Here is a 13,436-nt window from a genome sequence, read left to right as displayed (position 1 = left end):
CTGCGCGAACGACCTGCTCGCGCTCGGCGTGCTGCGCGTCCTGCTGCAGGCCGGGATCAAGCCGCCGGCGGACGTCGCCCTGCTCGACGGCCTCGGCGTCGAGCGGGCCGCCTACGCCGGGGTGTCGCTCGGAGGCGCGGTCGGGACGGCCCTCGCGCTGCGCGCCCCGGAGCGCGTCGCCAGCCTGGTCCTGTGCTGCACGTCCCCGCGCTTCGGCGACCCGAGGGCCTGGCGCGAACGCGCCGCGCTGGTCCGCCGCGAGGGGGTCGGCCCCGTCGCCGACGGCGCCGCGGAACGCTGGTTCACGCCGTCCTTCACCGGCGCGGAGCCCTACGTGGCGATGCTCCGGGCCACCGACGCCGAGGGCTACGCCCGTTGCTGCGAGGCCCTGGCCGCGTTCGACGCGACCGCGCGCCTGGCCGAGGTCCGCGCGCCGGCCCTGGTGGTCGCCGGGGCGCAGGACGGCCCGACCCCGCCGCGCGGCCACGCCGACCGGCTCGCCGCCGGCATCCCGGGCGCCCGCCTCACGGTGGTCGAGGGCGCCGGGCACCTGGCGAACGCCGAACGCCCCGCCGAGGTCACCGAGGCGATCACCGCGCACCTGGACCGCACCTGGAAGGGAGCCCGCCGATGAGCGAGCGCATGTCCGACGGGGAACGGCACGCGCAGGGCATGAGGACGCGGCGGGAGGTGCTCGGCGACGCCCACGTCGACCGCGCCGAGGCCCGCAAGGACGGCTTCACCGCCGACTTCCAGGACCTCATCACCCGCTACGCGTGGGGCGACGTCTGGAGCCGCCCGGGCCTGGACCGCAGGACCCGCAGCTGCGTCACGCTGACCGCGATGGTCGCGGGCGGCCACCTGGACGAGCTCGCCATGCACGTCCGCGCGGCGCTCCGCAACGGGCTGACCCCCGACGAGATCGGGGAGGTGCTCCTGCAGACGGCGATCTATTGTGGAGTGCCCGCCGCGAACTCGGCGTTCGCCGTCGCCCAGCGGGTACTGAACGAACGGGAGTGACGGGCGCGGGCCCGGGCGGAGGAGCCACGTGGGAGGGGACGGGACGGAGCGCGCGCGGCCGGTCAGCGTGGCGGGCAAGGTCATGGCCATCCTGAACGCCTTCGCGCAGGGCGATGTCCGCCTCAACCTGAGCGAGATCTGCCGCCGCGCCGGCCTGCCGCTCGCGACCGGCCACCGGCTCGTCGGAGAGCTGGTCGGCGGCGGGTTCCTGGAGCGGGTGCCGGACGGGACGTACCGCATCGGCACCCGGCTGTGGCGCATCGGCAGCCAGGCCCCGGCGGTCACCGGGCTGCGGGAGCTGGCCCTCCCGCACATGGAGGACCTGTACGAGGCCACCCACGACAACGTCCAGCTCGGCGTGCTCCGCGACGACCGGGTGCTGATCGTGGAGCGGCTGCGCGGGACGCGGTCGGTGCCGGTGGTGACCCAGGTCGGCGCGACGCTGCCGCTGCACACCACCGGCGTCGGGAAGGTGCTGCTGGCGTTCGCGCCGCCGCGGGTGCGGGAGGAGGTCCTGGCCGGCGAGCTGCCCCGGCACGCGGCGCGCTCCATCACCGACCCCGGCGAGCTGCGGCGCTGCGTCGAGCAGGTCGTCCGCTCCGGCTACGCGGTGACCCGCGACGAGATGACGCTCGGCGCGTCGTCCGTCGGCGCCCCCGTGCGCGACGGCGCGGGCGACGTGGTCGCGGCGATGTCGCTGGTGTCGAGCACCCGCGGCGCCGACCTGCGGCGGCTGCTGCCGCCGCTGACGACCGCGGTGCGCGCCCTGTCCCGGGACGTGGCGGCGCACTGGCGGGGAGGCCCCGAGATGTTTTCCGCTGAGCGGAACACCGGCGCCTGAACCTGCGGCGACGCGCGCGAACATCGGCGGCGGGGCCGAACGAGGAGGAACGATGCGCACCCAGGTCGCGATCATCGGCGGCGGGCCGGCGGGCCTGCTGCTGTCGCATCTGCTCCATCTCCAGGGGATCGACTCGGTGGTCCTGGAGAGCCGCGACCGCGACTACGTGGAGCACCGGCAGCGGGCGGGGATGCTGGAGCAGGGCACGACCGACGTCCTGCGCGAGAGCGGCGCGGGCGGGCGGCTGGACCGGGAGGGCCTGGTCCACCGGGGGCTCGAACTGCGGTTCGGCGGCGCCGGGCACCGGGTCCCGCTGACCGACCTCACCGGCCGGACCGTGACCGTCTACGCGCAGACCGAGATCGTCAAGGACCTCGTCGCCCGGCGGCTGGCCGACGGCGGCGACGTGCGGTTCGAGGCGGAGGTCGTCGCGCTGGACGCCTCCGCGCCGAGCGTGACCTTCGACGAGGGCGGCCGGACCCGCACCCTGGACTGCGACTACGTCGCCGGCTGCGACGGGTTCCACGGCGTCGGCCGCCCGGCGGTGCCGGGGCTGCGGACGTTCGAGCGCGAGTACCCGTTCGCCTGGCTCGGGATCCTCGCCGACGTCCCGCCCTCCACCGACGAGCTGATCTACGCCCACCACGACCGCGGGTTCGCGCTGCACAGCCTGCGCTCCCCGCGGGTGAGCCGCCTCTACCTCCAGGTGCCGCCGGACGAGGACCTCGCCGCGTGGCCCGACGCCCGGATCTGGGACGAGCTCGCGGCGCGGTTCGCGACCGACGACGGGTGGGAGCTGCGCGAGGGGCCGATCACCGACAGGTCGATCACGCCGATGCGCAGCTTCGTGGCCGAGCCGCTCCGGCACGACCGGCTGTTCCTCGCCGGGGACGCGGGGCACATCGTCCCGCCGACCGGGGCGAAGGGCCTCAACCTGGCGGTGTCCGACGTGACGGTCCTGGCGCGGGCGTTCGCCGAGCGGTACGCCTCCGGGTCGCACGCGCTGCTGGACGGCTACTCCGACGCGTGCCTGCGGCGGGTGTGGCGGGCCGAGCACTTCTCGTACTGGATGACCACGCTGCTGCACACCGACCCGTCCGCGACCGGCTTCGAGCGGCGGCTCCAGCGCTCACATCTGGACTACGTGGCCTCCTCGGAGGCGGCCCAGACGTCCCTGGCCGAGAACTACACCGGCCTTCCGCTCGTCTAGCCGGGGCCGGGGCTCCGCGGCGGCCGGGTGAGATGCACGTCACCAAAATTGGCAGACCCTGAAATTTTGCCACCTAGGCAAGTTCGGTCTACGGTGAGACCCGTGGCGCCGCCGCGGCCCCCCGGCCTCCGGCGCGCGCCGCGCCCCACGCGGACGCGGAAGGTGAAAGGCTTCGGCATCTGCTCGACGTCGCCGCCCGGCCCGGCAGCGGCCGCGAGCCGCCCCCGCCCGGCCCTGACCGGCGCAGAACCCGATGCGAAGGACAGCGCAGTGAGCCTCCTCGACCGGCCGCCCCGCCAGGCCGCCGCATTATCACGACTGCGCAGGCCGGGACGCGCCGGCGCGGCCGCGGGACGCCCCGGCGGCCGGCCGCGGCCCGTCCGCGAGCTCCTGCTGATCATCGTGCTGTTCGCCGCCTACAAGCTCGGGCGGCTGCTGGCGGACGGGCGGGTGAGCGAGGCGTTCGACAACGCCCACCGCGTCCTGCGCCTGGAGCGCCTCCTCGGGCTGCCGGGCGAGGCGGGCGTCCAGCATGGCCTGCTGCACAGCGAGCTCCTCGTGCACGCGGCCAACTCCTACTACGCCTACGTGCACTTCCCGGCGGCGGTGCTGTTCCTGCTCTGGATCTACCTGCGGCGGCCCGCCCACTACCGGTGGGTGCGCCGGGTGCTCGTGGCGCTGACCGCGGCCGCGCTCGTCCTGCACCTGCTCGTGCCGCTGGCGCCGCCCCGCATGCTGCCCGCGGCGGGGCTCGTCGACACCGCCGCCCGGTACGGGCCCTCCGTGTACGGGGCGCCGCAGACCGACACGATCGCCAACCAGTACGCGGCCATGCCGTCCCTGCACATCGGCTGGGCGGCGGTCATCGCGCTCGGGCTGGTCGTCACGTCCCGGACACGGTGGCGGTGGATGTGGCTCCTGCACCCGATCGCGACGATCGCGGTCGTCGTCGGCACCGCCAACCACTACTGGCTGGACGGGATCGTGGTGCTGGCGCTGCTGTCGGTCACCGTTCTCCTGCTGCGCCCGCCGCCGGCGGACGGGCCCGCCGGCTAGCCGGCGGGCTCCGCGCCCAGCGTCTCCAGCAGCTCGGTCACCGGCTGCAGCTTCTCGTACAACAGCAGGACGGGCTCGCCCGGCTCCGCCATGTCCAGCGCCGAGGTCAGCGCGCCCTTCAGGTCGCCGGCCGGATGGTGGCGCACGTCGGGCCGGACGTCCCGGAGCCCCTGGACGATCAACCGGGTCATCTCGCCCGAGCGGCGCCCCCGCAGGTCCTCGTCCTCGTAGACGACGACGCGGCCGAACGAGGCCGCCAGCGCCCGGGCGGTCTCGCTCACCAGCTCGTCGGAGCGGTCGCCCGGCAGCGTCACCGCCGCGACCCCGGCGCCGCCCCAGCGCCGCGCGACGAACGCGCCCATCGCCCCGACCGCCGCCGGGTTGTGGGCGTAGTCGACGAGGACGGGGTTGGCGCCGACCTGGTACACGCAGCCCCGTCCGGGGTTGCGCGTGTGCGGGTCGAACGAGCGCAGCGCCCGCGCCACCACCTCCACCGGCACCCCGAGGGCGCGGGCGGCGGCCGCCGCGGCGAGCGCGTTGGCGATCACGTGGCGGGCGTGCCCGCCGAACGAGCCCGCCACCTCGGCGGCCGGCAGGATCGGGGTCCGGCGGTCGCCGCGCGCCTCGGTCAGCCACCCGTCCCTGACGCTGTACCCGGCGCCGCCGCCGCCCAGGTGGCGGGCGAGGACGGGCGCGTCGGGGGACAGGGCGAAGTAGCGCAGCACCGGGTCGCGCTCGCGGACCCCCGGCCGCCCGGCGATGCCCGCCGACGCCTCGTCCTCGGCGTTGAGGACCACGTGGCCGCCGCGGCGGATCTCCTCGGCGACCAGGGACTTGATGTCGACCAGGTCGTCGACGGACTCGGTGTCGTCGACGCCGAGGTGGTCGCGGGTGATGTTGGTGACGACCGCGACGTCGGCGCGGTCGTAGCCGAGGCCGCGCCGCACGATGCCGCCCCGCGCGGTCTCCAGCACGGCGGCCTCCACCGACCGGTCGCCGAGCACCATCTCCGCCGAGCGCGGCCCGGACGCGTCGGACCGGTGGACCAGGCGCCCGCCGACGTACACGCCCTCGGTGCTGGTCATGCCGGTGCGGCGCCCGTCCAGCTCCAGCATGTGCGCGATCATCCGGACGGTCGTGGTCTTGCCGTTGGTGCCGGTGACCGACACGACCGGCACCCGCGACGGCGTCCCCTCCGGGTACATCAGCCCGATGATGTCGCCGGCGACGTCGCGCCCCGCGCCCTGGTGCGGCGCCAGGTGCATCCGCAGGCCAGGCGCGGCGTTGACCTCCAGGATCCCGGCGGCGCCGCGCTCGGCGGGCGGCGGTGAGGCGGCGTCGGGCAGCCGCAGGTCGATGCCGCACACGTCCATGCCGACGGCCGCGGCGGCCCGCACGCACATCGCGGCGACCTCCGGGTGGACGTCCGCGGTCACGTCCCGGCTGGTGCCGCCGGTGGACAGGTTCGCGTTGCGGCGCAGCCACACCCGCTCCCCGTCGGCGGGCACCGACCCCGGGCCGTGCCCCTGCCGCTCCAGCAGCGCCAGCTCGGTGGGGCCGAGGACGAGCCGGGTCAGCGGCCGGTCGTGGCCCTCGCCGCGCGCCGGGTCGGCGTTGACCCGCTCCACCAGCGCCGCGACCGCGGCCGTCCCGTCGCCGGTCACGCACGCGGCGGTCAGCTCGGCCGCCGCCGCGACCTGGCCGCCGACCACCAGCACCCGGTAGTCCTTGCCCGGGATGTAGCTCTCGACGAGGACCTCGCCGCCGTCGCCGGCCGCCGACGCGAACGCGGCCACCACCTCCGGCGGAGTGGTCAGCTCGATGTGCACGCCCTCGCCCTGGTGCCCGGCGAGCGGTTTGACGACCACGGGGCCGCCGATGGCGCGCAGCGCCTCCAGCGCCTCGCCCGGGGACGCCGCGACGCGCCCCTCCGGCACGGGCAGGCCGGCGTCGGCGAGCAGGCGGTGCGCGAGCCGCTTGTCGCCCGCGACCTCCATCCCGATCGCCGAGGTGGCGTCGGTCATCGCCGCCCACACCGTCCGGCGGTACCGCCCGTACCCGAGGCGCAGCAGGTTGAGCCCGCCGACCCGGCGGACCGGCACGCCCCGCTCGCGGGCCGCCCGCGCCAGCGCCGCCGTGCTCACCCCGAGCCGCTCCTGCTCGTGGACGGCGGCGACGCGGGCCAGGTCGGCCGAGGTGTCGGGGACGAGCCCGGCGAGCGCCCCGTTCACGATCCGCACCGCCAGGGTGATCAGCCGCTCCACCACCGGGCTCGCGGACGGCTCGTCGGGCGGGCACTCCAGGATCACGTCGTACTCGGCGGGCCCGCCCGCGCGCACCGTGCGGCCGAAGAACACCTCGCGGCCGATCAGCCCGGACAGCTCCAGCGTGACGTGCTCGGTGACGTGGCCGAAGTAGGTGCCGCGCGCCATCGCCTCCAGCAGACCGCCCGGGCGGCCCGCCGAGCAGTGGTGGTCGGCCAGTCCGGGCAGCGCGTCGACGAGCCGCTCGGCGAAGCCGGGGTGGTCGGTGGTCTCGTGGCCGGTCAGGCCCTGCAGGTCCAGCCGCGCGATCGCGACCGGCCGGGTCAGGTAGACGTTCGGGCCGCCGAGACGGCGCACATGGTCGAGTCGCACCGCTATCCCTCCTCCGGGCCGCGCATGTTGCCGATCGCCGGGAGCCGGTCGTTCATCTGGAACGCGCAGCCGGCCGGCAGCAGGTGCAGCGACACGTCGAGCATGGCCATCGGCTCGTCGTCGGACGCGGCGTAGGCGACCGTCGCCTGCCCGGCGTCCACCACCGTGACCACGCCCGTCCCGACGACCTCGAAGCGCCCGTCGCCGACCACGATCGCCGTGTCCTCGTCGATCCCGACGCCGAGCAGCCGGGTGTCGAGCGCTATCCCGCTCATCAGCCTCGGCAGCCGCCCCCGCTCGTTGAAGTGCATGTCGATCAGCACGTTGTCGAGCAGGGCGAGGCCGGGGCCGACCTTCACGGTGGAGGCGGCGACCTCGTGGCCGCGGCCGCCGAGGATCATCCAGTGGCCCATGGCGGTGGCGCCCGCGCTCGTCCCGGCGATCACCAGGCCGTCCTGGTCGAGCCGGCGCTTGAGCAGCTCGTTGGTCCTCGAACCGACCAGGGTGCGGATCCGCGACTGGTCGCCGCCGCTGAACAGCACCCCCGTCGCGGTCTCCAGCGCCCGCAGCGTCGCCGGGTCGTCGGCCGCCGCCCGGCCGAGCAGCCGCAGCTCGCGCACCGAGGAGACGCCGAGCCGGCCGAACACGGCGGTGTACTCGTCGGCGACCTCCTCGGGCACCTCCGTCGCCGTGGTGATGACGACGATCCGCGCGTCCTCGTCGCCCGCGAGCTCGACGAACGTCTCCAGCGGGCCGGAGCCGCAGGTGCGGTTCTCCGCGCCACCGATGATCAGCAGCCGGCCCTTGCGTCCGGCGCCCCCGTGTTTGTGGTTCACATGTGCTAGCTACCCCCGATAACCGCCTGTAGTCGCGCGAACGCGACAAGTCATGGGATGGGCGTGTGCCGGGCTGTGCCATGCTGTGCTGATGAGCGGCCCCGTTCCCGCCGACGACGCCGTCCGGCCGCCGTCCGGCGCGGCCCGCTCGTCCCCGTTCCCGCGCCCGCGGCACGGCGGGCCCGCCGCCGCCCTGGCCGCCGCGTCCGCCCACTACCTGCGGGGCGAGCCGATCGACATGTCCGCGCTCGCCGCCGAGCTCGGCGTCGGGCGCGCCACGCTCTACCGGTGGGTCGGCAGCCGCGAGCAGCTCCTGGCCGCCCTGCTCGGGGAGATGACCGAGCGCACCTACCGCGTCGCGGCGCGAGGCGTCGGCGGCGCCGGCGCCGAGCGGATCCTCGCCCTCCTGGAACGGTTCATGCGCGCGGTGGTGGGCGCCGAGCCGCTGAAGGCGTTCACCGAGCGCGAGCCCCGGCTGTTCATCAGGCTGGCCACCATGCCCGGCACCATCGAGGACCGCGCGACCGAGCTGCTCGCCCGCGAGCTCCAGGCGGAGATCGACCGCGGCGCGCTGCGCACCCGGCTGCCCACCCGGACGCTCGCGCAGGCCATCGTCCGGGTCGCCGACTCCTTCATGTACGCCCATTACCTGGGCGGGAAGCGGCCGGAGATCGACCAGGCGCTGGAGGTCGTCGAGCTGCTGCTGCGCCCCTGCCCGGGCGGCGGGGAATCACCGGGCGCGGCCGGACGCTGAACCTTACCGGGGCGTGACCGTTTCGCGGCTTTGCTCCCCGTGAGAGGCTGAAGTCATTGGACGCATCGTCGAAAGAGGGGCCGTGAGCGACATCCCCCGCCGCGCGGTGACGCGAACCGCCAAGCTGGCGAGCCTCCCGCTCGGGTTCGCCGGTCGCACCGCGCTCGGTCTCGGCAAGAGGTCCATCGGCCGTCCCGCCGAGGCCGTCGCGCTGGAGGTCCAGCGCCGCACCGCCGAGCAGCTGTTCGCCGTGCTCGGCGAGCTGAAGGGCGGCGCCATGAAGGTCGGCCAGCTGCTGTCGATCTTCGAGGCCGGGCTGCCCGAGGAGGTCGCCGGCCCATTCCGCGCCAGCCTGACCCGCCTGCAGGAGGCGGCCCCGCCCATGCCCGCCGCGACGACGCACCGCGTCCTCGCCGAGGGCCTCGGCGAGGACTGGCCCGCGATGTTCGCCGAGTTCGACGACCGCCCGGCCGCCGCCGCGTCCATCGGCCAGGTCCACAAGGCCGTCTGGCGCGACGGCCGCACGGTCGCGGTCAAGGTCCAGTACCCCGGCGCCGCCCGGGCCCTCATGAGCGACTTCAACCAGATCTCCCGCCTCAGCCGCCTCGTGACGCCCCTGTTCCCCGGCGTGGAGGTCAAGCCGGTCATCGCCGACCTCAAGCGGCGCCTGGAGAAGGAGCTCGACTACGTCGACGAGGCCCGCGCCCAGACCGCCTTCCACGACGCCTACGACGGCGACCCCGACTTCGCCGTTCCCGCCGTCGTCGCCCAGTCGGGCAACGTGCTCGTCACCGAGTGGCTGGACGGCACCCCGCTCGCCAGGGTCATCGCCGAGGGCGACCAGGAGGCCCGCGACCGCGCCGGGCTGCTGCTGTTCCGGTTCCTGCTGTCCGGCCCGGCCCGCTGCGAGATGATCCACATCGACCCGCACCCGGGCAACTTCCGGCTGCTGGACGACGGCCGCCTCGGCGTCATGGACTTCGGCGGCGCCGCCCGCGTCCCCGCCGAGCTCCAGTGGTCGATCGGGCGGCTGCTGCGCATCGGCACCCTGGGCGACCCCGACGACATCGTGGACGCGCTGTTCGAGGAGGGCTTCCTGCTCGGGGAGGCGGAGGTGGACCCCGACGAGGTCGCCGCGCTCGTCGCCCCGCACGCGGCCCCGTTCGCCGTGGAGCGCTTCCGCTACTCCCGCGAATGGCTGCGCGAGCAGACGGCACGCGGGCTCGGCCTCGCCTCCGACCTGCGTCCGGGCGCGCTCGCCCGCGCGTTCCGCCTGCCGCCGCAGTACCTCGCCGTCAGCCGCGCCCTCTCCGGCTGCGGCGGCGTCCTGTGCCAGCTGGAGGCCGAGGGCGAGTACCGCGCCGAAGCCGAGCGCTGGCTCCCCGGCTTCTCCACCGGCACCGACCCCGACCTCGACGACCAGGCCCAGGTCACCGCCTGAGCCTACCCGGCGGTCAGGCCAGGGCCCGCGCCTCCTCCTGCTCCACCTGCTGGTTCCATTCGCGCTTTCCGGACTGCCAGCCGTCCTCGTCGCGGCCGCGCCGCCAGTAGCCGGAGATCGACAGCTGCTCCAGGGGAAGGCCGCGCTCGACGCGCAGGTGGCGGCGGAGCGCCTTGACGAAGTTGGCCTCGCCGTGCACGAAGGCGTGCACCTCCCCGTCGGGAAAGTCGAGCTTCTGGACGGCCTCGACCAGCAGGTCGCCGACCTGGCCGCCGCCCCGGTGCAGCCACACGATCTCCGCGTCGCCGGGAGTGCGCAGCTCCTGCTCCTCCTCGGGCCCTTCGACCTCGACGAACACGCGGGCGGGGGCGCCGTCCGGGAGGCGCTCCAGGGAGGCGGCGATCGCGGGCAGGGCGCTCTCGTCCCCGGCGAGCAGGTGCCAGCCGGCGCCGGCGCGCGGCGCGTAGCCGCCGCCCGGGCCGTTGAAGTAGATCTCCTCGCCCGGCCGGACGCCCGCCGCCCACGGGCCGGCCAGGCCCTTGTCGCCGTGGTGGACGAAGTCGATCGTCAGCTCGCCCGCCCCGGCGTCCCACGCGCGGACGGTGTAGGTGCGGGTGCTCGGCCACTGCTCGCGCGGCAGTTCGGCGCGCACCCGCTCCATGTCGAACGGCTCGGGGTAGGAGACGCCCGGCCGCGGGAACAGCAGCTTCACGTAGTGGTCGGTGAACTCGCCCGCGCCGAACTCCGAGAGCCCGTCACCGCCGAGGACCACACGGACCATGTGCGGTGTGACGCGCTCGGTGCGCAGCACCGTTCCCCGGTGGAGCCTGCGTCCCTTGCGTGCCGGTTCCGTCGCCATACGGTCCCCTCCGATGATCCAGATCACAGTGCTTAGGGAACCCTAACCTCACCCGGATCCGGAATGTTCCCCGGCGGGGCGCGGCGTTCAGCGAGCCGAGGCCGGGCGGGCCGTGCGGGTCCGCGCGACCTCGGCGGCGATCGCCTCGAAGGCGGCGTCGGTCTCCTCCTCGGCGAGGACGGTCGCCAGCGTCGACTTCACGATGACGACGCCGTGCCGGGGCGAGACCCAGATGAGCTGGCCGCCGAGGCCGTTGGCCGAGAAGTCGCCGTTCTCGCCCAGCCACCAGTGCAGGCCGTACCCCCGGTTGAACGCGGCGGACGGCCGCGTCGACTCCGCCACCCAGGAGGCGGGGACGACCTGGCGCCCGTTCGCCCTGCCGTCGTTCAGGTACAGCAGGCCGAACCGTGCGAAGTCGCGGTCGGTCGCGTAGTAGCAGCAGTATCCCATGCTGTTGCCGTTGGAGTCGTTGCCCAGGTACGCCTTGGAGGCCATCCCGGCCGGCTCCCAGATCTTCTTCTGGACATAGGCGTGGTACGGGACCCCGGTCGCCTTGGCCACGACCCAGGAGAGGACGAACGAGTTCATGCTCGTGTACTCGAACCTCGTCCCCGGCTCCCACCCGCGCTTGCGCTGCCTGGCCAGTTCGGTCAGCGGATACCCGAGGCTCGCGGCGACGTGCGCGAACGGCACGTCGTAGGTCTCCGTCCACTGGACGCCCGAGGACATCCGCAGCAGGTCCCGCAGCGAGACGCCGTCGTATCCCGAGCCCTTCAGCTCCGGGACGTACCGGGTGACCGGGTCGTCGATCGAGTCGATGCGGCCCTCGCCGAGCGCGATGCCGATCGCCGCCGAGGTGAAGGACTTCGCCATCGACCACGACTGGAACAGGGTGTCGCGATCGGCGGCGACGTACCGCTCGAGAACGATGTCGCCGCGGTCCAGGACCACGAACCCCTGCGTCCCGGTTCGAGCGAGGTAGTCGTCGAGGGTGTGCTTCCGGCCTTCGTAGGTGTAGGTGACCGCGAGCGGCCGGTACGCCTCGCGCAAGGCGACGGGGTCGGACGAGGGCGGCAGGGGGTCGAAGCCGCGCGCGGCCTCGGTGACGCGGACGGACGGCGGGGACGGGGGCGAGGGCGCCGGGGGAGCGGCGTCCGCGGGGGGAGCGGCGAGGGCGGTGGTGACGGCGGCTGCGGCGAGTGCGAGCGTCCAGGGCCTGCGGCGCATCGGACCTCCGTGGGGGCGGGATCGGCCGGGGTTCTCACCGATGGTGATCGACCGGCGGCGCCGCGTCCATGGCGCGGGGCGACGAAATCCGGCGGCGGACGTGGCGTCGCGGCACGAAAGTCGCCGCGGACCTCGTCAGACGGCCCTGCCGCCAGGACCGTCTGAGGTACCTTCGACGGGCCCGCGTCCCGCTCAGCCCCCCGCGCCGCCGGAGGAACGATGTCCGTGCTCGCCCAGCTGCTCGCCGCCGTCGCCGACGGCTCCGTGGAGATCGTCGACCTGACCGCCCCGCTGTCGGAGCGGACGCCGATCCTGCGGCTGCCGGAGCCGTTCGCCAACACCGTCCCGTTCCGGCTGAAGGAGATCAGCCGCTACGACGACCGCGGACCCGCCTGGTACTGGAACGACATCGAGACCGGCGAGCACGTCGGCACCCATTTCGACGCCCCGGTGCACTGGGCCACCGGCCGCGACGGCGAGGACGTCGCGCAGGTCCCGCCCGCCCGCCTGGTCGCCCCCGCCGTGGTGCTGGACGCCTCGGGGCGCGCGGCCGCCGATCCCGACTTCCTGCTGGAGATCGACCACGTCCGCGACTGGGAGCGGGAGCACGGCCCGCTCCCGGACGGCGGCTGGCTCCTCTACCGGACGGGCTGGGACGCCCGCGCCGGCGACCAGGAGGCCTTCCTCAACGCCGACGAGACCGGCCCGCACACTCCGGGGATCTCCGCCGAGTGCGCCCGGTGGCTGGCCGAGGAGACGCCGCTGCTCGGCCTCGGCGTGGAGACCGTGGGCACCGACGCGGGCGCCGCCCACGGCTTCGACCCGCCCTTCCCGTGCCACTCCTACTTCCTCGGCGCCGGCAAGTACGGCCTCACCCAGCTGCGGAACCTCGACCGGCTCCCGGCCCGCGGCGCCGTGCTGCTCGCCTCCCCGCTGCCGATCGTCGGCGGCTCGGGCAGCCCCGCCCGCGTGCTCGCGCTGATCGAGCGATGATCGTCGCCGAGGCCGTGGGGGAGGCCCTCGCGCGGTTCGGGGCGGGCACCGTGTTCGGAGTCGTCGGCAGCGGCAACTTCCACGTCACGAACGCCCTCGCGGCGAACGGCGCCCGGTTCGTGGCCGCGCGCCACGAGGGCGGCGCCGTGACGATGGCCGACGCGTACGCGCGGGTGAGCCGCGGCCTCGGCGTCGCGACCGTCCACCAGGGGCCCGGCCTCACCAACGCGGCCACGGGCATGGCGGAGGCCGCCAAGAGCCGCACGCCGCTGCTGGTGGTCGCGGGCGAGGTCGCCGCCGCCGCGGTCCGCTCCAACTTCCGCGTCGACCAGGCGGCGATCGCCGCGGCGGTGGGCGCCGTCCCCGAGCGGGTCCACTCCCCGCAGAGCGCCCTGGCCGACGTGGCGCGCGCGTGCCGGACGGCGGTCGCCGAGCGCCGCACGGTGCTGCTCGGGCTGCCGCTGGACGTCCAGGCCGCCGAACTGCCGGTCGTCGCCCTTCGCGTCCTCCCAGCCCGCCAGGTAGCCGATCTTGAAGATCGAGTCGCCGTGGCCCACCGCGAC

The 13,436-nt window shown here is 75.1% G+C and carries 13 protein-coding genes; 9 read left to right on the top strand and 4 right to left on the bottom strand.

Features of this window, described 5'->3' with window-relative positions; genetic code table 11:
• The 5 genes from AB0C69_RS24585 to AB0C69_RS24565 form a co-directional block, all read left to right on the top strand.
• Positions 1 to 634: alpha/beta fold hydrolase (locus AB0C69_RS24585; protein ID WP_360357340.1), on the top strand; the 634-nt coding region annotated here is incomplete at its 5' end.
• Positions 631 to 1,020, top strand: a complete 390-nt coding sequence (gene pcaC / locus AB0C69_RS24580; RefSeq protein WP_345186220.1) for a 4-carboxymuconolactone decarboxylase — start codon at positions 631 to 633, stop codon at positions 1,018 to 1,020. The genes AB0C69_RS24585 and pcaC, both read left to right, overlap by 4 nt.
• 28 nt (positions 1,021 to 1,048) lie before the next feature.
• Positions 1,049 to 1,861, top strand: a complete 813-nt coding sequence (locus AB0C69_RS24575) for an IclR family transcriptional regulator (protein ID WP_345186217.1) — start codon at positions 1,049 to 1,051, stop codon at positions 1,859 to 1,861.
• 52 nt (positions 1,862 to 1,913) lie between these two features.
• Positions 1,914 to 3,071, top strand: a complete 1,158-nt coding sequence (locus AB0C69_RS24570; protein WP_360357336.1) for a 4-hydroxybenzoate 3-monooxygenase — start codon at positions 1,914 to 1,916, stop codon at positions 3,069 to 3,071.
• Between the two features lie 270 nt (positions 3,072 to 3,341).
• Entirely contained in the window at positions 3,342 to 4,127 is a 786-nt protein-coding gene (locus tag AB0C69_RS24565; RefSeq protein ID WP_345186209.1) for a phosphatase PAP2 family protein, read from the top strand.
• On the opposite strand, the gene cphA is transcribed toward AB0C69_RS24565, so the two are convergent.
• Positions 4,124 to 6,763, bottom strand: coding sequence for a cyanophycin synthetase (cphA, locus tag AB0C69_RS24560; RefSeq protein ID WP_360357333.1), 2,640 nt, complete (start codon positions 6,761 to 6,763; stop codon positions 4,124 to 4,126). The two genes, AB0C69_RS24565 and cphA, sit on opposite strands and share 4 nt — an antisense overlap.
• A 2-nt stretch (positions 6,764 to 6,765) precedes the next feature.
• On the bottom strand, positions 6,766 to 7,599 hold the full coding sequence (locus AB0C69_RS24555; protein ID WP_345186203.1) for a cyanophycinase: 834 nt from the start codon (positions 7,597 to 7,599) through the stop codon (positions 6,766 to 6,768).
• Between the two features lie 91 nt (positions 7,600 to 7,690).
• Between AB0C69_RS24555 and AB0C69_RS24550 the strand changes: the two genes are divergently transcribed.
• Both AB0C69_RS24550 and AB0C69_RS24545 read left to right on the top strand, forming a co-directional pair.
• Positions 7,691 to 8,353, top strand: coding sequence for a QsdR family transcriptional regulator (locus AB0C69_RS24550; protein WP_360357330.1), 663 nt, complete (start codon positions 7,691 to 7,693; stop codon positions 8,351 to 8,353).
• 82 nt (positions 8,354 to 8,435) lie between these two features.
• On the top strand, positions 8,436 to 9,794 hold the full coding sequence (locus AB0C69_RS24545) for an AarF/ABC1/UbiB kinase family protein (RefSeq protein WP_360357327.1): 1,359 nt from the start codon (positions 8,436 to 8,438) through the stop codon (positions 9,792 to 9,794).
• Positions 9,795 to 9,807: 13 nt separating this feature from the next.
• Here AB0C69_RS24545 and AB0C69_RS24540 read toward each other — a convergent pair whose 3' ends face one another.
• Together AB0C69_RS24540 and AB0C69_RS24535 are read right to left on the bottom strand one after the other, a co-directional pair.
• Positions 9,808 to 10,653: a siderophore-interacting protein gene (locus tag AB0C69_RS24540; protein WP_360357325.1), complete on the bottom strand. Its 846-nt coding sequence runs from the start codon at positions 10,651 to 10,653 to the stop codon at positions 9,808 to 9,810.
• An 87-nt stretch (positions 10,654 to 10,740) separates the two neighbouring features.
• Positions 10,741 to 11,880, bottom strand: coding sequence for a serine hydrolase (locus AB0C69_RS24535; protein ID WP_360357322.1), 1,140 nt, complete (start codon positions 11,878 to 11,880; stop codon positions 10,741 to 10,743).
• A gap of 219 nt (positions 11,881 to 12,099) precedes the next feature.
• Here AB0C69_RS24535 and AB0C69_RS24530 point away from each other — a divergent pair, with 219 nt between their 5' ends.
• On the top strand, positions 12,100 to 12,873 hold the full coding sequence (locus AB0C69_RS24530) for a cyclase family protein (protein WP_360357319.1): 774 nt from the start codon (positions 12,100 to 12,102) through the stop codon (positions 12,871 to 12,873).
• On the top strand, positions 12,870 to 13,436 hold a 567-nt coding region (locus tag AB0C69_RS24525; protein WP_360357317.1), incomplete at its 3' end, for a thiamine pyrophosphate-binding protein. The genes AB0C69_RS24530 and AB0C69_RS24525, both read left to right, overlap by 4 nt.

The sequence above is a fragment of the Actinomadura sp. NPDC048032 genome (assembly GCF_040653175.1).
In the GTDB taxonomy this organism is placed as follows: Bacteria; Actinomycetota; Actinomycetes; order Streptosporangiales; family Streptosporangiaceae; genus Spirillospora; species Spirillospora verrucosospora.
This window is presented reverse-complemented; position numbering and strand designations above follow the sequence as displayed.